We start from the raw sequence: 22,254 nt of genomic DNA on the forward strand, positions 1-22,254 counted from the left end.
AGACCTTCCCTGACGCCCACAGCGGCGAATCCGGCGAAATCAGTTTACGACTAAGACTTAGGCACCCTGACCTTCACGACGCGGTGCAGCCACCGTGGCAGCCGTGGCACTCTGGTCGTTAGAGGATGGCAACCGCTTCAGACCAACGCCCGTGAACCCACTGAGGATGGAGAAGACTGGCGACAGAAGACTGAAGAAGCAGAATGGCAAGTAAGCCAGCGTCGAAACGCCCAGCGTGTTGGCGGCAAAGACGGCGGCAACCCCCCAAGGAACCAAGTAGTTGATAACGGTCCCACCATCTTCCAAGACCCGACTCAAGGCCAAGTTGTCTAAGCCCCGGTCGTTAAAGGTTTGCTTGAACGCCTTACCAGGCAAGATAACGGAGAGGTACTGTTCCCCAACGAAGACATTGACGCCAATCCCAGAAAGAATTGCGGCCGTAACCACTGACCCGGTGTTCTTTAAACGTTGAGCCAAAGGAACCATGGCCGTTTGGATAATGTTGAATTTCATCAACAGACCACCTAACGTCAACGTTAGAATAATCAGTGAAACGGTGGACATCATGGCACTAATCCCACCACGCGTCAGCAAGGCATCCACGCTGGCATTTCCCGTCTTGGAAACGAAACCAGATTCGATCATCGTGGCAATACTGCTCAGTGACGTGCTTGGCTTTTCGATGAATAACATGACAATCCCTAAGACAATGTTTAACAGTAACGTGGCGATGGATGGAACTTTCCGCCAAGCGCAGACGAACATGAGAATGATAGGTAAAGCGGCCCACCAAGTAATGGAGAAGTGGCCATTCAACGTGGCAATCGTCTGGTTAACCTTACCCAGCGCGTTGGCGTTAGAAGCACCCGTCCCTAACAAGAAGTACAGCACTAATGAAACCAAGAAGGCGGGAATCGTGGACCACATTAAGTTCTTGATGTGGGCAAACAATTCGGATTCAGCGATGGCCGAGGCCAAGTTGGTGGAATCGGATAACGGCGACGTCTTATCCCCGAAGATGGCCCCGGAGATGATGGCCCCAGCGACTAATGCGGGGTTGAAGCCCATCGCCGTCCCCATCCCGAACAAGGCAATCCCAATCGTGGAGATGATGGTAAAGGCACTCCCGATGGAAGTTCCGACGATCGCGCAAACTAAGAAAACGGATGGGACGAACCATTGTGCGGAGATTAAGTGGAACCCTAAGACCATCATGGATGGAATAATCCCAGCGGCAATCCAAACACTAATCAAGGCCCCAATCAACAGGAAGATGAAGATGGGAATAATCCCGGTCTTAATCCCGTCGATAATGCCGCCATGAATGTCATCCCATTCGGCACCACGGACCTTGGCCCACAGAATCACCAATGCAATGACCAATAACACCGGCGTCATTGGGGATAACCCAAACTTGATGACGCCCAAACCCATAATTAATAACATCCCAATTAAGATAATCATGGCTTCGCCAAAACTAACTGGCTTCCATGCGCGTTTACTGTTTTGTTCTTTCATAGAAATCGCTCCTCTTTGTTTATGCCTAGATTATGTACAAAAAATCGCCCCCGCTGCAATCAACATTGCAACAGGGACGATTTAGACTTCAACCGTGGTACCACCCAGCTTGAGCCACTGGTTCTAGACCCAGTAACTCCACTCACTAGATGGTAACGGTTCTAGTTATTCTCCGCCTGCCGGAGCAGGACATTCCACTGTATTTCGTCGTAATCACCCTGATCGGTTCGCAGCAACCACCGACTTTCTGACACCCAGATGACACGCTACTTGGTAATGGAAATTAGCGTTCGTTATTTGATTGATTTGATAATAGCACGATGAGAAAAGACCGTCAACCTCTAATCTAAAATTTATTTAAATGAGGTGGGGTATTCCAGCATTCCGCCGACGTGGGCCAAAGCCCCAGCCGTTAACGGTTTGATGAGGTGGCTACCCATCGGCACGGCCAGACTATTGTGGATTGAAAAATCTTCTGCCATCACGTAGCCGCGGCTACCAAAGAAATTCATGTCGCCCACCACACTGACGGCCGAGAACCCGGCCAACCGGGCGCGGGATTCCAATTCACTTAACAGCTGACTGCCAATCGCTTGTCCCTGCCAGGCGGGGTCCACCGCCAATGACGCCAGAGCGAGGATGGTGGTGGTATGCCGATTGCCGCGAACCGTGACCGGGCTCAGCAAGCCATGGCCCACGACCTGGTCGATCGCCGGCTTGGCCACAATCTCTAGGCTCGGTTGATAATCGTAAGTTGACCGCAGCCGACGAACCAAGTTACTCTCGGTCCCGGCGCTGGCTTGGGCGGGAGTAAAGGCCGCCGCTACCAATTGGTCTACCTGATGATAATCTTCTGATTGGATGGTTTCAAAGCTTAAATTCAATTTTTCTACCTCTCATTTCCAAAGCGGTCTGCATCAATACTGTGCTATTATACACGACTCACCATTAAATGCGAAATTTTCGAACGCCCTTAACCATGGCCCTTAACGAATCTTAACGAACTGAGTGAATAATCCGATCCGCTAACGACTCAAGCATCCCACGAACCGGCAACCGACTGGCTACCGGGAACCGCTCCACCCGTTTGAACTCTCACCGACTTATCACCAAAAAAAGCTTGAAATCTAGGCGCCAACTCCGTAAACTAGATGAAATCATTCAGGAATCGAGTTGAATTTTATGACCTCCAAAAGATTTTGGGCGATCATGTCAATCTTGTTATATGTGGCTTTCGTGGTCGTGGCCATCTTCACCGGTATCATTGACCCTAAGCAAGTCGGTCTCGAGTGGACCATCTTCTGGTACTTTACCGCCGCTGGCCTCTGTTACTACTTTTACTTTAAAAACGTGAGCTATCGGGAAGTCATCTACTATGCTAAAAAACTCGGCTATCACAAGGACGACCTCGTGGCGATGGTTGCCAAATTAAAAGAGACGCAGGATGTGCCCGATCCGGACCATCCCCGTCTCTTCAGCCCCTTTGCCAAGGTTCCGCTCAGCGTGGTTAACCAATTAACCGACCAGCTGGAAGTGTTGGCTAAGGAACAAGATATTCCGCGTTATCGTTAATTACTTGCGACTCGAATACGTCTGTGATTGCTTGAGCCACGCCTCATCGGCAGGATCGGGGCCGACCCGTTTGCCGGCATCGAGGGCGCTGATGGCCCGCATCTCATCTTCATCCAAACCAAAGGCAAAAACGTCTCGGTTCTGTTGAATCCGGGCTTCGTGGGTGGACTTCGGAATCACAATCTCTTCGCGTTGAATGTGCCAACGTAAGATGATTTGGGCGGCACTGACATCGTGTGCGGCGGCCAATTCGTTGATGACGGGATCGGTCAAGGCGCTGTTCTTACCGCCACCTAGAGGACTCCAGGCTTCGTGTAAGATGCCCTGCGTTTCCAGATAGGCGTGTAAGTCGTCTTCCTGGAAGTACGGGTGGGTTTCAATCTGATCAACGACCGGCTTAACCGTGGCCGTTTCCATTAATTTCTCCAATTGTGCTTGATTGAAGTTGGAGACCCCAATGTTCTTAATCTTACCGGCCTTGTACAGGTCTTCCATGGCCCGCCAACTTTCGGCATAGCCGGGAGCTGGCCAGTGAATTAAGAACATGTCCAAGTAGTCGAAGCCCAGCTTGTCCAGCGTGGTCTGAAATGCCTGCTTCGTCTCATCGTAACCGCGTTCGCTGTTCCACAGCTTGGACGTTACGAAGATATCTTCACGCTTGACGCCACTCTCACGAATGGCCTCGCCAACCCACTGTTCGTTGCCGTAGTAAGCGGCCGTGTCGATGTGCCGGTACCCGGCAGCGAGCGCCCATTTCACGGCGTTCTTCGTATCCTCGGCGTTATCGACTTGGAAGACCCCTAGCCCAAGCTGGGGAATCCGATTACCATTATTTAGCGGTAATTCAGGAATGTCATTATGCAAAATAAAAACCACCTTTCAAACTTAGTTCCATTACTATCATACAATACGCCAGCAATTTTCGCGGCTAGAAAGCTAGGAAATCACTAAATTTGAGATTAAAATTTTCTTCTGCGACCATTTTGCGTTAAGATGAAGAGTGTGGTAGTTTGTCGTTTCAGCGGCAAGCTTGTTTTTTCACACCGTTTCTGACATGGAGGTTTTTCAGTTGAACAACCAAGAACCAAAATCACGCGTACAACGGTATAACTTTAATCAAGACCCCAACCGGCCTACCCGTCAGCGGCCCCGGAAACCGCGGCGTTGGTGGCCCTGGGTCATGACGCTATTAACGTTGGCCATCGCTATTCTGTTGGTCTTAGGCATCACTCACCATAACAATTCCGCATCCAATACCGTTTCATCAACGAGTAACAGTGCGTCACTCGTTGCCAAAGCTTCATCCGTATCCGAACAATCCGCCTACGAGAGCTTCAAGAATAAGTACGATGGCTATAACGATAACGGCATTACCGTTTCGCAAAAACAAAAGCTTCAAGACATGATTAATGACGAGTCGAACAGTGCCGTTCAGTCGCGGGAACAAAAGCTGCTGAACCAAGCGCAAACGAAATCGTCTTCTTCGGCAAGCAGTAGCGCCTCGAGTTCTTCAACCAGCAGTCACAACCCTACATCCTTTGATTCCGTGCACACCTTCTCTTCCGTGGAAGACGCACAGAACTGGGCACAGGCATCAAAGAACCAGTGGTTGCAGGCTGGCTACACCACCTATACGATCACGTCGGATGGTCAGGGAAACTACAATCTACAGTTTGTCCGCTAAACGCGTTGCTCTTCGGAGCAAACGCGTTTTTTGTTTGGCAAAAATTCAATAATCGCTGCTAAACCTAACACAAAATTAGCAGCATGACGTTCGGTACGCTTCCACCTTGCCTGCGGCTGCCAGGAGTTCCACCTGCTGTGGGGAACGGTTTCAGCCTGAGAAACGGGCTTCCACCTCGCTCGGAAGCCTTGCAAAGCCCGCAAGTCTCCCGAGTCGTCCCATGCTGTAGGCTGGGAAAGGACCCCAGCCAACACCATCGACACGGCTGGCTCCACTCCTGGCCTCCTCCGGCACGAGTGGTAATTACCGGCAACTTTGCGATGCCTTTTCTAATTAACAACAAAATTCACTGACAATGTCGACTGACTTTAAACCAAGTCTAATTGACCCCAGCTACCGTAGCCGAGAGTGAAGCAAAAGTTGTGCTCAGCCGTGGGATTCCTTTAGCGGCAGGATTTTTGCCGGTTAGGGAATGGCGACTTGGAAACGTGGGTTCACGGTTCCAAGCGAGCTGTGAGACCGCTTCTCAGGCTCACAGCGTCCAGCCCACCGCGATCCAGCACAACTTTTGCGAACGGTAGGCGGCTAGTTCAGCCAATGTGGCTGGTCCCTCCTTTTTCTTAAGGCCAGGCACACTTTCTATTTAGCTTGATGCTTGGTGGCGTCTAGTTGGTGTTGTAGGTGGTCGACCTTCTCGGTGAGGACTTCGATTTTAGCCAGTAATTGGTTGAGATCGGCCTGCTCCTGGTCTTCCTGCTTCGCCACGACCTGGTGCCCGCGGTCCGCCACGAACCCACTGATGGTGCTCGTCAGCAGCCCGATAAAGCCGATGCCGCCGACCATCAGGACGCTGGCAATGATCTTACCGAAGGCCGTATGCGGCGTTTCGTCCCCGTACCCCACCGTGGTGGCCGTGGTCATCGCCCACCACAGGGAATTGGCCAGGCTCTGCTTTTCCGTCAGGGAGAAGAGAAAGGCGCTGAGAACGATGATGCTGACGCTGATGGAAAATAGGTAAATGAAGCCGGTTTTGTAGATAAATTGGTGGTAGGCCCGGGTCCATTTACTAGTGATCCTTAAGCGCCAGAAAAGGTGGTGATAGCGAATCAGTCGGACGAGGCGCCCCAATCGAAAGAACACGAAGACGGGGTGTAGCGGAATAATTCCCAGGAGATCGAAGGCCGATTTAATCAGAAAGATTTTACGGTTCTTGGCCATCACGAACCGAACCGCGTAGTCCACCGCGAAGACGACCAGTAAGCCGTTAATCCACCGGAGTTCCAACGATGACGGCCCCCACCCCATAAGTAGCACCACGACCAGCCCCACCGACAACAATGTGAGAAGCGTGACGCCAACGTGATAGGCCATCAATCGATGTTTTTTGCGCTTTAGCATGCTTTTCCCCTCTCCCTGTTGACACTTACGCCCAATATAAACCGCCTGTATAAAATTACTAGCCGAGCGAGCGAAATTTTAACAGTTTGCTAGTTTCTATATGCAAACTTAATATTTTCCCAACCATCAAAAAGACGCGTTTCCCCATGATTACCGGAGAAACGCGTCTAAGATTTAATTATGAACTAAAATTCGCGGAACGACGGTGTTCTGTCCACTAAAATTAGTGAAACCAGGAGCCTGCGCCTGCCAGGGGTTCCGGTGGGACGGTGTTTGTCAGCAACACCGGCGTTTATCGACAAATTATTTGCTACGTAGGGTTAAGCCGCTGGTTGTTGGCCAGCACTTTCGTAGCCGTGAGTGAGCCAAATAGGGGTTCAGCCATGGGAGTTCCCTTAGTGGCACGGGTTCATGCCGCTTAGGGAACTGGCGTCTTTGAGACGTGGGCTTTCGGCTCAAAGCGAGGCCGAGACCGCTTTTCAGGCTCGGTCCGGTCCGCCCACCGCGATCCAACCCCTATTTGGCGAACGGTAAGGCAATCGCTTTCCACTGCGAAACTGTAACCGACTAATATTAACGCCATGAATTACGCGATGACCATAGTTTTAGTCGATTTTTGCCTTTCAACCTTTAATTATGAACGGTTGCCTGAGTTTGCTTTAAGAACGCGGGAACCAGCGCTTCGTAGAATTCAATCGCCTGCAAGTATTCTTTAATCGAAATGTATTCATCGACTTGATGCGAGGTATTGCTGCCCGGACCAATTTCGATGCTGGTAAAGTCCGCCTTGGCCCGTAAGAATTCGGCACCATCGTTGGCCCCACCGGACCCCACGACCTTCGTCTCGTGGCCACAGATTTGATCGCTAATCTGCTTGGCCAATTGGACCAGCGGGGCATTCGGATCGCCCGGGATGGCCTCTTCGGGGAAGCTATAACTGAGGTCGAGCTGGACGCCCGGCTCCTGATTGAGCTGGGCAATCAGGGCTTCCAATTCATCATAGATGACCTGATTGGGATAGGCGGGAATGGTCCGCATGTTCGCCATGAGTTCGGCGTGGGCGGGAATGGAATTAACCTGCTCGCCACCAGAAATCAGGTCTACATTGTGCAGGAGGCTCCCCAGTACGGGGTCGGTCTTCGTGTGTTTTGCCATAACCGGTCCCACGGCATTGTAAAATTTCATCAAATTATCGATGGCATTGATGCCCTTCTCCGGCTGAGCGCTGTGAACGCCTTTGCCAGTCGACACGACCTTGTAGTCGATGACGCCTCTGGCCGTGTAGACCACATTGTCCAGCCCACTAGGCTCCGCAATGACGAGTCCGGCCAGCTGATCGGCGTAGCCGGCATCGGTGAGTTGAGCGGCACCATACTCCCCGGTCTCTTCCCCCACGGTCGCTAACAACCGAATACTTCCTGGCAATGACGTGCCCTGTTCCAAAAATTCCAGCATCGTGATGACAATCGCAGCTAGACCACTCTTCATATCCGAGGCGCCCCGACCGAAGAGCTGGTCCCCCACTACCTCGCCGGCAAAGGGCGCATGTTGCCAGGCGGATTCATCGCCGGCGGCCACGACATCCATGTGACCACACAAACCCAGCTGCGGCCCATCTTGGCCAATCGTCACGACCAGGTTGTCCCGGCCCGGTGCGTAAGTGACTTTTTCAATCTGCGCTTGGGGATACGGGGCAAACAGGCTGGCGATGTAGTCGGCCACCTGGGCCTCGTGATCGTTTACTGAAGGAATCTGAATTAAATGCTGTAAAATCTCAATCTTTGCTTGGGGTGTCATCCGCGTCAATCCTTTCATCGGTTCGTTAAGTTGTTCTTAGCATACGCCCTTCCGTGCAAAAATCAAGCTAATTTTGCAATTATATTAGTAATATTCTATTTATTCGTATTTTTATACATTATTCATGAATATTCGCGACTTGGGTTTGACTGCGGTATAATGAAGAGTGTGCTTAACATTTAGGAGGGATTTCATGCGAATCGTTGTGCCAACCGAAGAAAATGGCTTTTTAGCCGATGAATTTAGCAAATACGCTACGGGCGATGACGTCTACGGCGGGCAACCCGTCAAGTCGTTCCCCATCAAGCTTCATAAGATTCCGAAGAAGACCCAAACATTAGCGTTGAACCTCATTGATTTCGATGCCGTTCCCGTCAGTGGCTTTCCGTGGATTCACTGGGTTGCCGCCAACTTCCCTGGCAGTACCCGGGAGATTCCCATGGACGTCTCTCGGACGAACGCCATCCCCCACGTGCATGGCCGCAACAGCAATGCCGGCTCCCTGGTGGGCAACACGGACCCCTTGGTTTACCAAAACTACACGGGGCCGTTCCCACCCAACGCCGATCACGACTACAGTCTGACCATCTACGCGTTAAATACTAAGCTCGACCTGGCCGATGGCTTCTGGTTAAACGACCTCCTCCATCAAATTAATGGCCACGTCTTAGATACCGCCACGATTACGTTGCGTGGTCGCGTCTAACCTTAATTTCGTTCAAAAAAGAAGGCTAATTATGGGACAACAATATCAACAGATCCTCGTGCCCGTGGACGGCTCCGTTCAGGCGGAACTGGCCTTGAAGAAGGCGGTGACCGTGGCCCAACGCAACCACGCTCACATCGATCTGCTCAACGTCTTGCGGATCAACCACTACGGCTTCTACGCGAGCGGCTCCATGCCGGGGAGTGTCATCCACGAACTGGCCACGGACGCCACGTCTTATTTGACGTCGCTCATGGAAACGACGACGGCGGCCACCGGCTTTAAAGACCTCGACATCCACGTGCGGTTCGGCAATCCCAAGACGGTCATTGCCCACGAGTTCGTGCGAGACCACCAGAATGACTTGATCATGCTGGGGGCCACCGGGATGAGCGCCGTGGCCCAGATGGTCGAAGGGTCCGTCACCGCCTACGTCAGTCGAATGGCTAAGGTCGACGTGCTGGTCGTCAGAACCGATGAACAAGGTCAACTCGTGGATACCAAACAAGTTGCCGTTGAAAACCAGGACCAGCCTAAACTTTAACGTCTTCACTGGATACGAAAAGCACCGTCATCGCCTAAATTGGTGATGACGGTGCTTATTTTTTCTGATTGCTAAAGGTTGAAAGTAGAATCAACGCGTTGATTCCCGGAACGGCAGTGTTCTGTCCACTAAAATTAGTAAGACCAGGAGCCTGCACCTGCCAAGGGTTCCGCCTGCTGTGGGGGCCACCTCCAGCCTGGAAAGCGGGCTTCCGGTTCGCTTGGAAGCCTTGCCAAACCCGCAAGTCTCCCAAGTCGCCCCACGCTGTAAGCTGAGAAGCCCCCTCAGCTTACAGCGTCAACACAGCTGGCTCCACCCCTGGCGATCTCCGGCGGGCATGATTTTTATCAGTAACGCCGTCGTTTATCGACAGGTTGGTTGTTACGTCGGGGTAAGCCATTGGTTGCTGGTCAGCACTCTCGCAGCCGTGAGTGAGCCAAATATGGGTTCAGCCGTGGGAGTTCCCTTAGTGGCGCGGGTTCATGCCGCTTAGGGAACTGGCGTCTTTGAGACGTGATTTCTCGGCTCAAAGCGAGGTGTCGAGACCGCACTGTGGCTCGGCCCGTCCGCCCACCGCGATCCAACCCATATTTGGCGAACGGTAAGGCGACCACTTTCCACTGCGAAACTGTAACCGCATTCGCTTAACTTACAACCATTTTCGATACCAGCAAGCCAGGTAGGTCAGGACACTGATGAGCGTCGCCGCTAGCCCCAGTAAGCTCCCCGGGACGTGGTAACTGATGACGATCCGATTCTGCCCCGGCGTCACCGGCACCGCCGTCATGTCACCCAACACGGTTCGGGGCTTAACCGGTTGCGCATTTACCGTAATCCGCCAGCCCTGCTCCTGGGGGACACTCAGGTAGGCCCAACGCTTCGTGGGGGTTGCCGTCAGCGTCCACCGATAAGCCGTGTGCAAATGCCCCTGGTGTCGCCGGAGACTCAGCGCGTGAGCGTTCACCGACCGATGAACGGCCGCCATCCGACTGGCCGGTAGCGTTACCACCTCCAGTGATTTCGGTGTGGGGCGATTGCTGGCGTACTTGATGATCAACGGCTGGCCCTGCCGGTATTCGCCCAGGTTAATGACACTGGTATTGCCATCCGTCTGCATTTCAGGCGCCACCCGCTGACCATTGACGCTCATCGTCGAATACTTACTCGAACTGCTGGGGTCAAAGAGATACAGCCGACCGGTTGCCCGTGGCGTCACATGCCACACGTGATTGTACACGAAGTTGGTGGGATGGTTATTCACCCGCCAAATGGCCTTGACTTGGTCGTGGCCGCCAGCAATCGGTACAAAGTAGGCACGGTAACTGGGCCGCAACGCCTGCAGGATTTTCTCCTGATTGGCCAGCGCATTAGGCGTGAGCGTAAGGGTGGTGAAGCGCGGACTCACCGCAAAGCCCATCCCGCTATAACTGCCCACCGTGACGTTCCCGGACCGGGTTAATTTCTGCCGAATTCCGAAGAGCATCTCGGTCACCGGGGTAAAGCCTTGATGACTCAGCCGCCGCTCGTTACGCGTATACAACCCCAGATTCTTCGCCATCGTGATGGTATTCGCCGAAATGGTGGAGCTATAGGCGGTGGTGCCGTTATACCCGAGCCACAGGCCGTCATTGTAGGGATTGTAGTGGCCCTGAAATCCCGGCGCCACAGTCGGTGTGTCGTTGCGAATCCGATAAAGGGTCCGCGTCGAGGTGATGGCGTGGAGTCGTTTGACGGATTGATCGTAGGCTTGAGCGTAACGCCGTTGATTCCCGTAGTCCACACCCATGAGGGCAAAACTAAAGTTCGTGACCAGTTCGATCACCACCAGCGCCCCCAAACAGCCGGCATGTCCCGGTCGACCCCAGAGCACGGCCGCGGTCACGGCCAGAATCACCAGACCGGTCATCACGGCCGGCCAGTTGACCGGTTGCAGGCTGGCGTAGTAGCTGGACTGGGTCAGCGTCTGCATCTGGGAAATGAGGCTATTCCCCAGCAATATGAGACTGCCGAATCCGACCGGAATGCCCCAGCGCCACCGCCGCGAGAGGTGGGTCACCCCCGCCTGCCAAGCGCTACTGGCAATAAGAATCAGCACGAAGCTGAAGAAGAAACTATTGCGAAATGGATACCCGGCGGGCGGCGTCATCAGGTGCCAGACCGTATTGAATCCTCGGAGCCACATCCCCAGAAAAAGAAAGAGGAGCAGGCCCGCGGCACGTCCCTTGGCCCGCGCCTTAACCTGAGGGAGGCCGAAGTAGGCTACCGCCAGTAGGACCACCAGTGAGGAGACAAAGATGGCTGGACCATGGTTGAGCCGCTGGAGGTAATTGGCGGACCCCACCCCCAGTTGGCTAAAGAACTCGAGGCCAAACGTGGGAACCAGATGGAAGTTGCCGGACTGGGCCTGCGTTTTAGGCGTCTCCAGCATGCTCAGCACCGTGGGTAACAGCACCAATAACGTACTGCCGACACCCAGTAGCGAGGCCGCCACAAACCGTATCAGCACGGGACGTTTTGCCCGCAACCACGCCCGAAATCCCTGCCCCACCGGCCATTCCGCCGTCACCATGTAGCTAAAGTAGCCAACCATAAAGAGACAGGTCATGTATCCCAGATAGTAATCGGTCAGAACACTCACTAAAAGCCAGCCAAAATAGCCGCCGGTGCGTCCCGAAATCACCAGCCGGTCGATGCCCCACGTAATCAAAGGCAGAAAGACCAGGGCATCTAGCCACATCAGGTTAAAGAAGTTCAGGGCCACGAAGCCACTGAACGCGAAGGCTAGACCAAAGGCCATGACAAACGGTCGTTGCGTGCGCCAGTGTTCCTGCAAATAAAACGTCATGGTCCCGGCCATGGTCGCAATCTTTAATAGAATAATCACGGCCAGCGCGATCGGAATCTGACTGGCCTTGAAGAAAATCAACAGAAGGTTAAAGGGGCTGAGTAGGTAATACGCGATTACCGGCACCCAACTCCCGCCAAACGCCTGATGGAAATTGTATAGATTCCAGGCGTGACCGCGAACCAGTCGCGTAAAATCTGTAAAAAATGGCACATACTGTGTGCCTAGGTCCCCAATTAAAAGGTTGTGATCGCCAAAAGGGGTAACGCCCCGAATGGCGAATAAAAAGGTTAACATCGCTAGCGCTAGTATTCCCGCCAAAACGGGTAGCCGCCAGTGGTTGAACCGCTGTCTTTCTCGTCGCATTTTCCCAAAATCTCCCCGATAACCCAAACTACTCCGTGGCCGGCACGGTCGTCAACATCCCCGAACACTGACGGTCTCACCAGCCTTCTAGCCGAATCTACTGCGGTTTCGCAGCACGTGAAACTGCTCCTATTGTACCATTTCCCCTTAACGATTGGGGCCCTATCGGAATGTAAACTTCGCTTGCATAATCCCTTTAATAATTAGACCGGACACACCAAAAAGGCGACCCCTTTTTAGGCCGCCAGTCGTGATTATTTACTTACGCCAGAAGGTCGTGCAGGCCAGCTTATCGGCGATGTTAAACGCAATGATTTGATGGAGCAAGTCGTAATCAACCGGTTGGGTCCACTTGATCCGCCCGAATTTTTTGCCCGGATTGTACTGATTGGCCGCGATTTGATCGGCAAACTTAACCATCGCCGGGCCCTCCGGCGCAAAGGCCAGGTGTGGCTTGGCCACGCTAAAGCCGATGATAAACGTCCCGTGATCGGTAAACATCGGCTGGTTCCACGCGTAACGCTGTTTTAACTGGGGAAACTCGGTCTGAACCCAGGTCAAGACCTCCCGGACCCGCGCCTGTTGGCTGGGATCGTCAATCTTACGTAAATAGTCTTCAAATTCGGTAATCATCTGCTCACCCCACATCGTTTTGATGAATCTTCGTTTAGTATAGCATGTTTTCGCCGAAGACCGGCCAACTTGAGCGCAGAAAAAAGAGGTCACCCTCTCAGGAGTCACCTCAATTTTACCCAAAATCAGTTGTCGTTATTTCGTGGCACTAGCCGGTTCAGTTTCACCAGCCTTGGCCCGCAACGTTGCTTCGATCTCTTCCAGAGAACGGTTCCGCGTTTCGAAGACCTTGGCGTGGACAAACCAGATGGCCAACAAGCACAGCACACCGTAACCGATGAACAGGCTCCCGGTACCGAAGAAGTCCAGTAAGGATGGGAACGTTAAGGAAACGATCATGTTGGCCCCCCAGTTGATCACACTGGAGAAGGAGTTCCCTAAGCCCCGAATGTTCAGTGGGAAGACTTCACCAATCATAACCCACATGACTGGACCCCAAGTTGCGGAGAAGAAGGCAATGTAGATAGTCAAGGCGATAACGGAGATGATCGCAGCAACGTGTGATCCCCCGGAGAATTTCATTCCAAAGCTCATCACGAACAGGGAAACGGCCATCCCGATGGCCCCGTAAATCAGCATCTTTTTCCGGTCGACCTTATCCATGATCATCACGGCAACCGCCGTTACAATCACGTTAAAGATCCCAATCCCGATGTGGGCTAACAGTGCGGCGTTAACTCCAAAACCAACGTCGGTAAAGATGGTTGGGGCGTAGTACAGCACGGTGTTGCAGCCCATGACTTGTTGAAAGATGGCCAAACCTAAACCAATGATTAAGGATGGACGAACCATCTTACTGAAGAGTTCGCTCCAGCCACCACTCACAATCTTAGCTTGTTCTTGAATCTGAACCAATTCCTTGTTAACCGCCTTGGTATCATGCTTGTTCATGGTATCCAAGACTTCGCGGGCGTTATCAATGTGACCCGTTTTAACCAAGAACCGTGGACTTTCTGGCAAGACCAACCCACCTAAGAACAACAGGGCGGCTGGAATGGCAGCGAAGCCTAACATCCAACGCCAGCCAGTGTACATCCCAGCGAAGGAGTAGTTGGTGATGTAGGCCAGCAAGATACCGGTCATGACCATCAGTTGGAACAGACTGGACATGGTCCCCCGCTTATCGGCAGGTGACAATTCAGCCAAATACGTTGGAATTAACGCGGAGGCGGCCCCAACGGCCATCCCTAAGATAATCCGCGAAATAATTAACGTCCAGAACTCTGGTGAGAATGCAGAACCTAAAGCCCCAACGAAGAAAATAATAGCAGATAACAGTAAGAGCTTCCGCCGACCAAACCGGTCAGACGATGGCCCAATAATTGCGGCACCCAAAACGGCACCCAATAGAACGGCACTAACGACCCAGCCTTGTTGCCAAGATCCCAGGTGCATTTGCTTTTGGATAAACAGAATCGCTCCTGAAATTACCCCGGTATCATACCCAAAGAGGAGACCTCCCAAGGCACCGAAGAAGTAAACGAATCCGGTCGAAACTTTTCGCATTAATATTACTTCCTTTTACGGCTCATCACCGCTGAATTATGCAATATGCAAGTTGACAAGCAACTTGTTGGTTGATTGCGGCAACCAACTATGAATCTATGATAGCACTTACATTTTATTTTTGAAAGCGTTTACCGTAAAATTGTTAAAACTTTTTTCACGATCGCCTTTTCGTATGAAAATGAAATTGGTATTACCAATCTATTCCCCCGGCGCTGTCATCCGTAATCTTTACCTAATCTGTACACAATTATCGTCGAATCTACATCTGATGACGTTATTCTAAAAAAACAAAAAGATTGCCCACTAGGGACAACCTTCTCTTCTCCAAGGACCCGCCGTCATAGCGTGGTCCCCGTGGTTAAGCGTTTATTCTTGCCACAGCGGCTGGCTAGCATCTTCACCAGATACAAACGGACCAGGTACCGTCGAAACGCCACGATGATTACCGAAGTAGTCTTCATTAAAGATGATATCGTCGCCGTTTGGTTGTTCATAACGTTGTTCTGGTTCAAAGGCTTCACCCAACGTATCCGTGGTAATGATGCCTTCGTAATAGTCACCCATTAGGTCGTACAGGTTCGTCTTAACGGAAACTTTGCCACCGTCTTCAACCAAGTCAACCGTGACCTGATCACTTGTATTGACCAAGTTGTCCGTTTCCTTCTTCCAAGCCTTGGCGCCGTTAAAGTAGACGTTACCAGCAGCCCAGACTGGCAAGTGACCATAGTGGGCGCTCATCAAATCATTCATGTCCGTTTCTTTGGCAAACGTGCCATCAACCTGACTGAATTGCGCATACCATTCGTCATAGGTTGGGTACTCATCAAACCCATTCGTTCCGACCTGTTCGGTATCCTCATGCTCCCGGTCAACCAGCGTTTCTTCTTCTGGTTTTTCGACTGGCCAGTTCTGCACGAAGATGTTGTTGTAGAAACGATCGTCCCCGTGCAGGATGGTCATGAAGCCGGCAACTTCTGTTCGGTGTTGAATATGGTAAGGTGTGAACCGTGGCTGGTTCTTCCCATCAACGAAGAAGTCGGTGTTGGCACCAATCGAGGTAATGGACCCTAACATCAGGTTGTGGACACAAGCCACACCTTGCGTTGCCAGTCGCAATGAGGCCTTAGACAACAGTAAGTTGTTATCAATCAAGGTTGGGCCGTGACCAACCTCAACGAAGATGTCTTGGCTTTGCATCGCCCCGACAATCCGTTCCGCCGTCCCAGTTGGCGCATAGTTGTGATCCAGTAAGTTCTGCGTGATCCGCGTCCCTTGGGCTTCCCAGTCGGTCCAAATCCCCATCGTGCAATCGTTAATGTGGTTGCGCCGAATGATAACATCGATAGCCGCATGCATCTTGATACCGGCGATTTCGGCACCGGCCAATTCCTGCATGTTGTTGATATCGTGAATATGGTTGTCTTCAATAATACTGAAGACGCCACCTTGACGACCGACAATCCCATCTTGTTCGCAGTGATGAATATTGTTCCGCCGGATGATGTGATGACCGATGTTTTCCTTTAACCAGCCATGGTATTGACCACGACAAACCGCGTCCCGTTCCATTTGAGTTGGGCTCTTCACGTGTTTGTAGGTGAAGTATTGATTGTTGACCGGATCTTCGTACTTTCCTAGGGAAATGCCGGCACAACGACTATGACTAATGTCACAATCTTCAATAATCCAGCCCTTAGACCAGTGCGGCCCAATCATTCCATCTTGGTAAGATGCAGGCGGTGCCCAAGTCGTGGCCGCTTTATTGATATTGAAGCCACTCACTGTAATGTTATTAATACCGGTTTCTTGGGGCATGAAGACCTCGCGCCGCACGTTAATCTCAACATCTTCCTGGTTAGGATTCTTTCCTTGAAAGTTGGCGTAGATGACCGTTTCATTCCGGTCGGTGTCCTGTTCGGTATACCACTTGTAAACGGAGTTTTTGCGTTCCCAAGACCGCACATAAACTTTGGCCGCAATGCATTCGTCCAACGACGTCGTTTCATAGAACTGGCGATCATTCATGTAAACGGCACCCGTGTGCTTATTTACCGGGCCAAAGTACCAATCCCCCATAACAAATTCGGTGTAGGGATTGTAGCTGCCGAACAAGCCGTTGTTAATCCGGCTAACCCAGACATTGCCTTGATATTGTTGCCAATTTTTTACAGTTTCCGCACCGGTAATCACGGCCTTTAAGGGTTCAACACTGCGATATGTAATCCGTTCGTCTTCAGTCCCACCATGCTTAGGATTGACATATTCTCGGTAAGTTCCTGGAAATACCAAGACGTCATCGCCGGGTTGGGCAACTTGAGCGGCCGTGTTTATCTGCTTATACGGCGCTTCCTTAGTCCCATTACCGTCGTGGAGCGCTTGAGCATCAACATAGATCTTCATGAAAAACTGCCTCCTTAGATTTAATCTTCTCTAACTTGCGTTACGGTTCACCTTTTATAAAACGCTTACATTTATTATTTTAGCTGTTTGATGGCCCGTCCGTTTGAATAAATTTCATATTTTTTGAGGATTTCTCTTAACATTTCACTGGATTCGCCCACCGTTTTGCCTCGGCACGACTCCCCACGCGCATGACAAAAGGACCGTCCTCACCGGAACGATCCTTCCCTGAATAACTTATTTAGCAGAACTTAAGTCGGTTGCGTTGGCACCGGCTTTTTCCCGTAACGTTGCTTCGATTTCTTCCAGCGAACGATTCCGCGTTTCGAAGACTTTAACCTTAACGAACCAGATGGCCAACAAGCACAGTACACCGTAACCGATGAACAGACTCCCAGTCCCGAAGAAGTTCAGCAGGGTTGGGAAGGTCAACGAAACCACCATGTTGGCCGACCAGTTAATCACACTGGAGAAGGAGTTACCCAATCCCCGAATGTTCAATGGGAAGACTTCCCCAATCATGACCCACATCACTGGACCCCAGGTTGCGGAGAAGAAGGCAATGTAGATGGTCAAGGCAATAACCGAGATGATCGCAGCGGCTTGTGAGCCACCGGAGAACTTCATCCCAAAGCTCATCACGAACAGGGAGACGGCCATCCCAATGGCCCCGTAAATCAGCATCTTTTTCCGGTCTACCTTGTCCATGATCATCACGGCAATGGCCGTCACGATCACGTTAAAGATCCCAATCCCGATGTGGGCTAAGAGGGCCGCGTTGACCCCGAAACCAACGTCGGTAAAGATGGTTGGCGCGTAGTACAGCACCGTATTACAGCCCATGACCTGTTGGAAAATGGCTAAGCCTAACCCGATGATTAAGGATGGCCGCACCATCTTACCGAAGAGTTCACTCCAGCCACCGTTTTTCATCTTGGCCTGTTCTTCAATCTGGGTCAATTCCTTATCAACGGCGGCCGTATCGTGCTTGTTCATGGTATCCAAAACTTCACGCGCTTGGTCGGAGTGTCCCATCTTCACTAAGAACCGAGGACTTTCGGGAAGAATTAACCCACCTAAGAAGAGCAAAGCTGCGGGAATTGCCGCAAATCCTAACATCCACCGCCAACCGGTGTAGATGCCGGCCCAGGCGTAGTTGGTGATGTAGGCAAATAAGATCCCGGTCATCACCATCAGTTGAAACAGACTCGACATGGTTCCCCGTTTATCGGCCGGTGATAATTCGGCCAAATACGTTGGAATCAAAGCAGAGGCGGCCCCCACGGCCATCCCTAAGATGATCCGTGAGATAATCAATGTCCAGAATTCCGGTGCAAACCCGGAACCCAGCGCCCCAACGAAGAAAATAATTGCAGATAATAACAATAATTTCCGCCGACCATACCGGTCAGAAGATGGTCCAATAATAGCCGCCCCAAGAATGGCGCCCAAGAGAACGGCACTCACAACCCAACCCTGTTGCCAGGATCCTAAGTGCATTTGCTTTTGAATGAACAGAATGGCCCCGGAAATAACCCCAGTATCGTAACCAAACAGCAATCCACCTAATGCACCGAAAAAGTAAACAAATCCGGTCGAAACTTTTCGCATAGATATCGCTCCTTAATTGCGGCATTTGCCGTAGTGTCAGCAGTGGCAATGTATGTAAAGAAGTATAGCTGAACGTGTAAGTTGGTTGTCCAGTGGTTGGTTGAGGTTACCAACCAACCATGTTCCTAGGATAGCACATTTTTCTCCTAATTGAAAGCGCTTTCTACACGAATAATTAGAAACGGCTAAGTTTAATGTTTCCCGGTGTTGTCCTAGTCACCAGCCTTATCCTACCGGGAACGGCTCAGGCTCTTCGACTACTCGCGTTATACTTAAAAATTAAATTATTCTCACACGCCAAAACTAATTCGCCGAAACGTGAGACAATTCTGTTATTTTTTACATTAGTATTAAGTAGGGGATCGAAAAAAGGTCCGGAAATCATTCCGGACCTTCAGTGACATTGCGTTAAAGTTCTTCACGCCGGTAATCCAACAATTGGGCACTAATACTCTTGGTTTGTTGGTAAACCTGCTTGTAAATCTTGTGCATTTTGGCGTACTTCGCCGCATTTTCTGGGTTTGGTTCGTAGGCCTTACCGAAATGAACAAACGTTTCGGCGCAGTCCTGTAGGGAGTCGAACCAGCCGAGGCCGGTTGCCGCAATCATGGCGGCCCCCATGCCTGGTCCCTGTTCGTTCTTCAGGCTGACCACTTTGCGGTTGAAGATGTCGGCTTGGATCTGGAGCCACAGAGGACTCTTGGCGCCACCGCCGATGGAAACGACCGTATCAAAGTCGCCACCATTTTCTTCATAAATATCAAACAAGTCTCTGAAGGAGAAGACGATCCCTTCCAGGACGGCCCGAACGAAATCGGCCCGGGTGTGGGTCCCATCGACCCCGGTGAAGCTTCCCCGGATATCGGCATCGGCGTACGGTGCCCGTTCACCCACGATGTATGGCGTGTAGAGCAGACCATTCGCACCAACCGTCGACTTCGCCGCACTCGCTACGAATTCCGTGAAATCTTCGGCAGGAGCGAAGGTCTTCTTGAACCAACTGAGTGAGTACCCAGCGGCCAACGTAACGCCCATGGAGTAGTATTTATCCGGAATAGCGTGGTCTTCGAACTGCACAACGCCGTGGTAGTTAACGTCTGGCGTGTCTTCATACTTCAAGACCACCCCGGAAGTTCCGATACTCGACAGCACCATGTTGGGATGTAAGATCCCGGCACCCACGGCACCAGCGGCGTTGTCGGCCGCCCCACCAAAGACCTTGGTGGCCGTCGTCAAGCCAGAGAACTCGGCGTAGGCCGGTGTAACCGTCCCTGCAAAATCAACGGACTTAATCAATGGTGGGCACATGCTCAACGGAATATCGAAGGTGTCGCAAATCTTCTTACTCCACTCACCCTTGGCGACATCGAGTAAGACCGTCCCGGTGGCATCGGAGTAATCCATAGCCAGGTTCCCGGTCATGCGGTAACGGACGTAATCCTTAGGCAACACGAAGTATTTTGCCTGGGCCCAGATGTCGGGTTCGTTTTCCTTGACCCACAACAACTTGGTCAGCGTGAAGCCTTCCAGCGGCTGGTTCCGGGTGATGTCAACGAATTCGTCACCCATCTTGGCCTCAATCTCTTCACGCTGTGGCGTACTCCGGGTATCGTTCCACAGAATAGATGGCCGCAAGACCTTCTTGTCCTTATCCAGGAGCACTAACCCGTGCATCTGGCCAGAAAAGCTCAGGCCTTCGATGTCGGTGGCGCTGAGGTGGTCGTTTAAAATCAACCGAACAATCGCTACCGTCGTTCCGGAAACCCAGTCCTCTGGGTTCTGCTCGTTATAACCAGGCTTCTTCTGAATTAAATCGTAATCAAAACTCTCTTGGGCGACAATCTGCCCACTGTGATCTAGTGCTGAAACCTTAACGGCACTCGTCCCTAGGTCAACACCGAGTACGTACTTTCCCATCGGTCATTCCTCCTAATTGTCGGTTCGTCTGTTAAGTGTTTGATGTCATAAAAATGGCGGACGAACACACCGTCCGTCCGCCATTCTATTGATATTTATTTTCGCAAAGTTCGCGATTACTTGCTCAGCGTGTCAATGATGTAGTGGTTAATCGTATCCTTGACTTCTTCCAAGTGATCGGAGTGCGTAGCAGCAATCAATTCTGATTGTGGCTTGTCGATAGCGTACTTTTCAAGGGACTTGAAGTCAGCCTTGCCGCTTTCGATGTCGGCACCGATACCGGATTCGTATGAGCTGTAACGGTCAGCCTTGAGCTTGTCTAAGAAGCCGTCCTTCTTCATAGCAGCAGCAACCCGTAAGCCGGCAGCAAAGCTATCCATACCTACGATGTGGCCGTAGAAGAGGTCTTCTGGGGCGAATGATGAACGACGAGGCTTAGCATCGAAGTTCAAACCACCGCGAGGGCCGATGCTCCCGTTTTCAACGACTTCGTACATTGCAGCAGTCGTTTCGTACAAGTTAGATGGGTATTCATCAATATCCCAGCCGATCAACTTGTCACCTTGGTTGGCATCCAATGAACCTAACAGGCCTGCTTCACGTGCAACACGGATTTCGTGTTGGTAAGTGTGGCCAGCCAAGTTGGCGTGGTTACCTTCCAAGTTCAACTTGAAGTCTTTATCCAAGTCGTATTCCTTCATGAATGCGATCGTGGTTGCGGCATCGAAGTCGTATTGGTGAGTCGTTGGTTCCTTTGGCTTTGGTTCGAGCAACATTTGTGCGTCGAAGCCAATTTCGTTAGCGTAGTCCTTAGCCATGTGGAAGAACTTAGCAGCGTGTTCTTGTTCTTCCTTCATGTTCGTGTTCCAGAGTGATTCGTAACCTTCACGGCCACCCCAGAAGACATAGTTTTCAGAGCCAACGCGCTTACCAATTTCCAAGCTGTGCTTCAATTGAGCGGCACAGTAAGCAAAGATATCGGCGTATGGAGAAGTTGCGGCACCTTCAACGAAGCGAGGGTTGGTGAACATGTTTGACGTGTTCCACAGAACCTTCATGCCACTCGTCTTTTGGTATTCAACGATCTTGTCAACGACTTTGTCCAAGTTCTTGTTGGTTTCACGTAAAGTGTCGCCTTCTGGAGCTAAGTCACGATCGTGGAAGCAAAGGTAATCTACACCTAATTTGTCGTAAAATTCGAATGCAGCATCAACCTTGGCTAAAGCCAAGTCCATAGGATCAGTGTACTTGTCGTATGGACGTTGAGCAGTTCCATCACCGAATGGGTCAACTAAGCGTTGATCAAAGGTGTGCCAATAAGCAACGGCAAACCGTAACCAGTCTTTCATCTTTTTACCGGCAATAACTTCTTCCGGATTGTAGTATTGGAAACCTAAGCCAGACTTCTTATCTTGATGGCCGACATATTGAATCTTGTCGATACCCTTCCAGTAACTTGTTTTAGTATCCATAATTTATAAAAACCCTCCTAGTTAGTTCGTTGCGACAACCAACTTACAAATTCAATTATACAAGGTTTTATCGTTAATGCAAGCGTTTTCGAGAAAAAGATTTAAAAAAATGTTAGCGATTGCGGAGAGCGGTGTAGCAACGTTTTATATCTAATCCTTCAATCAATGATTTTGAGTAAGCGACGCGTTTTTTCCTTAATTAACACAAACCCAGCGTATCTAAAAAAAAGATTCTAGAAATCATAAAAACGATTTCTAGAATCAGGCCAATGACGTATCAAA

Annotated in this window: 16 protein-coding genes; 4 read left to right on the top strand and 12 right to left on the bottom strand. The window is 51.1% G+C overall.

Going from position 1 to position 22,254, the window contains the following annotated elements:
- Nucleotides 1-57: 57 nt before the first annotated feature.
- Nucleotides 58-1,518, bottom strand: a complete 1,461-nt coding sequence (gene nhaC, locus V8I28_RS08825; RefSeq protein WP_341779754.1) for a Na+/H+ antiporter NhaC — start codon at nucleotides 1,516-1,518, stop codon at nucleotides 58-60.
- A gap of 353 nt (nucleotides 1,519-1,871) precedes the next feature.
- Nucleotides 1,872-2,402 carry a GNAT family N-acetyltransferase gene (locus tag V8I28_RS08830; RefSeq protein WP_341779755.1) on the bottom strand — a complete coding sequence of 177 codons (531 nt, stop codon included), beginning with the start codon at nucleotides 2,400-2,402 and terminating at the stop codon, nucleotides 1,872-1,874.
- A 325-nt stretch (nucleotides 2,403-2,727) separates the two neighbouring features.
- On the opposite strand from V8I28_RS08830, the gene V8I28_RS08835 reads away from it, so the two are divergent.
- Nucleotides 2,728-3,090 (top strand): hypothetical protein, encoded by a 363-nt coding sequence (locus V8I28_RS08835; RefSeq protein ID WP_341779756.1) that lies wholly within the window; start codon nucleotides 2,728-2,730, stop codon nucleotides 3,088-3,090.
- Here V8I28_RS08835 and V8I28_RS08840 read toward each other — a convergent pair whose 3' ends face one another.
- Nucleotides 3,091-3,954 (bottom strand): aldo/keto reductase, encoded by an 864-nt coding sequence (locus tag V8I28_RS08840; protein WP_341779757.1) that lies wholly within the window; start codon nucleotides 3,952-3,954, stop codon nucleotides 3,091-3,093.
- A 316-nt stretch (nucleotides 3,955-4,270) separates the two neighbouring features.
- On the opposite strand from V8I28_RS08840, the gene V8I28_RS08845 reads away from it, so the two are divergent.
- On the top strand, nucleotides 4,271-4,774 hold the full coding sequence (locus V8I28_RS08845; RefSeq protein ID WP_341779758.1) for a hypothetical protein: 504 nt from the start codon (nucleotides 4,271-4,273) through the stop codon (nucleotides 4,772-4,774).
- 639 nt (nucleotides 4,775-5,413) lie between these two features.
- On the opposite strand, the gene V8I28_RS08850 is transcribed toward V8I28_RS08845, so the two are convergent.
- Together V8I28_RS08850 and V8I28_RS08855 are read right to left on the bottom strand one after the other, a co-directional pair.
- Entirely contained in the window at nucleotides 5,414-6,172 is a 759-nt protein-coding gene (locus tag V8I28_RS08850) for a potassium channel family protein (protein WP_341779759.1), read from the bottom strand.
- A 630-nt stretch (nucleotides 6,173-6,802) separates the two neighbouring features.
- Nucleotides 6,803-7,969 carry an ArgE/DapE family deacylase gene (locus tag V8I28_RS08855; RefSeq protein WP_341779760.1) on the bottom strand — a complete coding sequence of 389 codons (1,167 nt, stop codon included), beginning with the start codon at nucleotides 7,967-7,969 and terminating at the stop codon, nucleotides 6,803-6,805.
- Nucleotides 7,970-8,162: 193 nt separating this feature from the next.
- Between V8I28_RS08855 and V8I28_RS08860 the strand changes: the two genes are divergently transcribed.
- Together V8I28_RS08860 and V8I28_RS08865 are read left to right on the top strand one after the other, a co-directional pair.
- Nucleotides 8,163-8,675 carry a YbhB/YbcL family Raf kinase inhibitor-like protein gene (locus V8I28_RS08860; protein ID WP_341779761.1) on the top strand — a complete coding sequence of 171 codons (513 nt, stop codon included), beginning with the start codon at nucleotides 8,163-8,165 and terminating at the stop codon, nucleotides 8,673-8,675.
- Between the two features lie 31 nt (nucleotides 8,676-8,706).
- Nucleotides 8,707-9,219: a universal stress protein gene (locus V8I28_RS08865; RefSeq protein ID WP_341779762.1), complete on the top strand. Its 513-nt coding sequence runs from the start codon at nucleotides 8,707-8,709 to the stop codon at nucleotides 9,217-9,219.
- 649 nt (nucleotides 9,220-9,868) lie between these two features.
- On the opposite strand, the gene V8I28_RS08870 is transcribed toward V8I28_RS08865, so the two are convergent.
- The 7 genes from V8I28_RS08870 to xylA form a co-directional block, all read right to left on the bottom strand.
- Entirely contained in the window at nucleotides 9,869-12,430 is a 2,562-nt protein-coding gene (locus tag V8I28_RS08870; RefSeq protein WP_341779763.1) for a YfhO family protein, read from the bottom strand.
- A 258-nt stretch (nucleotides 12,431-12,688) separates the two neighbouring features.
- Entirely contained in the window at nucleotides 12,689-13,063 is a 375-nt protein-coding gene (locus V8I28_RS08875; RefSeq protein WP_341779764.1) for an iron chaperone, read from the bottom strand.
- Between the two features lie 135 nt (nucleotides 13,064-13,198).
- Nucleotides 13,199-14,569 (bottom strand): sugar porter family MFS transporter, encoded by a 1,371-nt coding sequence (locus V8I28_RS08880; RefSeq protein WP_341779765.1) that lies wholly within the window; start codon nucleotides 14,567-14,569, stop codon nucleotides 13,199-13,201.
- A 369-nt stretch (nucleotides 14,570-14,938) separates the two neighbouring features.
- Nucleotides 14,939-16,972 (bottom strand): right-handed parallel beta-helix repeat-containing protein, encoded by a 2,034-nt coding sequence (locus V8I28_RS08885; RefSeq protein ID WP_341779766.1) that lies wholly within the window; start codon nucleotides 16,970-16,972, stop codon nucleotides 14,939-14,941.
- A 237-nt stretch (nucleotides 16,973-17,209) separates the two neighbouring features.
- On the bottom strand, nucleotides 17,210-18,583 hold the full coding sequence (locus V8I28_RS08890; protein ID WP_341779767.1) for a sugar porter family MFS transporter: 1,374 nt from the start codon (nucleotides 18,581-18,583) through the stop codon (nucleotides 17,210-17,212).
- A 408-nt stretch (nucleotides 18,584-18,991) separates the two neighbouring features.
- Nucleotides 18,992-20,500, bottom strand: coding sequence for a xylulokinase (gene xylB, locus V8I28_RS08895; RefSeq protein ID WP_341779769.1), 1,509 nt, complete (start codon nucleotides 20,498-20,500; stop codon nucleotides 18,992-18,994).
- A gap of 116 nt (nucleotides 20,501-20,616) precedes the next feature.
- Nucleotides 20,617-21,972 (bottom strand): xylose isomerase, encoded by a 1,356-nt coding sequence (xylA, locus tag V8I28_RS08900; RefSeq protein ID WP_341779770.1) that lies wholly within the window; start codon nucleotides 21,970-21,972, stop codon nucleotides 20,617-20,619.
- Nucleotides 21,973-22,254: the final 282 nt, after the last annotated feature.

Origin of the sequence: Levilactobacillus sp. HBUAS70063 (genome assembly GCF_038374745.1) — a bacterium.
Taxonomy (GTDB): domain Bacteria; phylum Bacillota; class Bacilli; order Lactobacillales; family Lactobacillaceae; genus Levilactobacillus.

Coding starts and splice junctions, on each gene's coding strand:
- V8I28_RS08865 (WP_341779762.1), top strand. CDS start 8,707: ATGGGACAACAATATCAACAGATCCTCGTGCCCGTGGACGGCTCCGTT.
- xylA (WP_341779770.1), bottom strand. CDS start 21,972: ATGGATACTAAAACAAGTTACTGGAAGGGTATCGACAAGATTCAATAT.
- xylB (WP_341779769.1), bottom strand. CDS start 20,500: ATGGGAAAGTACGTACTCGGTGTTGACCTAGGGACGAGTGCCGTTAAG.
- V8I28_RS08885 (WP_341779766.1), bottom strand. CDS start 16,972: ATGAAGATCTATGTTGATGCTCAAGCGCTCCACGACGGTAATGGGACT.
- V8I28_RS08890 (WP_341779767.1), bottom strand. CDS start 18,583: ATGCGAAAAGTTTCGACCGGATTTGTTTACTTTTTCGGTGCATTAGGT.
- V8I28_RS08850 (WP_341779759.1), bottom strand. CDS start 6,172: ATGCTAAAGCGCAAAAAACATCGATTGATGGCCTATCACGTTGGCGTC.
- V8I28_RS08855 (WP_341779760.1), bottom strand. CDS start 7,969: ATGACACCCCAAGCAAAGATTGAGATTTTACAGCATTTAATTCAGATT.
- nhaC (WP_341779754.1), bottom strand. CDS start 1,518: ATGAAAGAACAAAACAGTAAACGCGCATGGAAGCCAGTTAGTTTTGGC.
- V8I28_RS08845 (WP_341779758.1), top strand. CDS start 4,271: ATGACGCTATTAACGTTGGCCATCGCTATTCTGTTGGTCTTAGGCATC.
- V8I28_RS08870 (WP_341779763.1), bottom strand. CDS start 12,430: ATGCGACGAGAAAGACAGCGGTTCAACCACTGGCGGCTACCCGTTTTG.
- V8I28_RS08875 (WP_341779764.1), bottom strand. CDS start 13,063: ATGATTACCGAATTTGAAGACTATTTACGTAAGATTGACGATCCCAGC.
- V8I28_RS08835 (WP_341779756.1), top strand. CDS start 2,728: ATGTCAATCTTGTTATATGTGGCTTTCGTGGTCGTGGCCATCTTCACC.
- V8I28_RS08880 (WP_341779765.1), bottom strand. CDS start 14,569: ATGCGAAAAGTTTCGACCGGATTCGTTTACTTCTTCGGTGCCTTGGGA.
- V8I28_RS08860 (WP_341779761.1), top strand. CDS start 8,163: ATGCGAATCGTTGTGCCAACCGAAGAAAATGGCTTTTTAGCCGATGAA.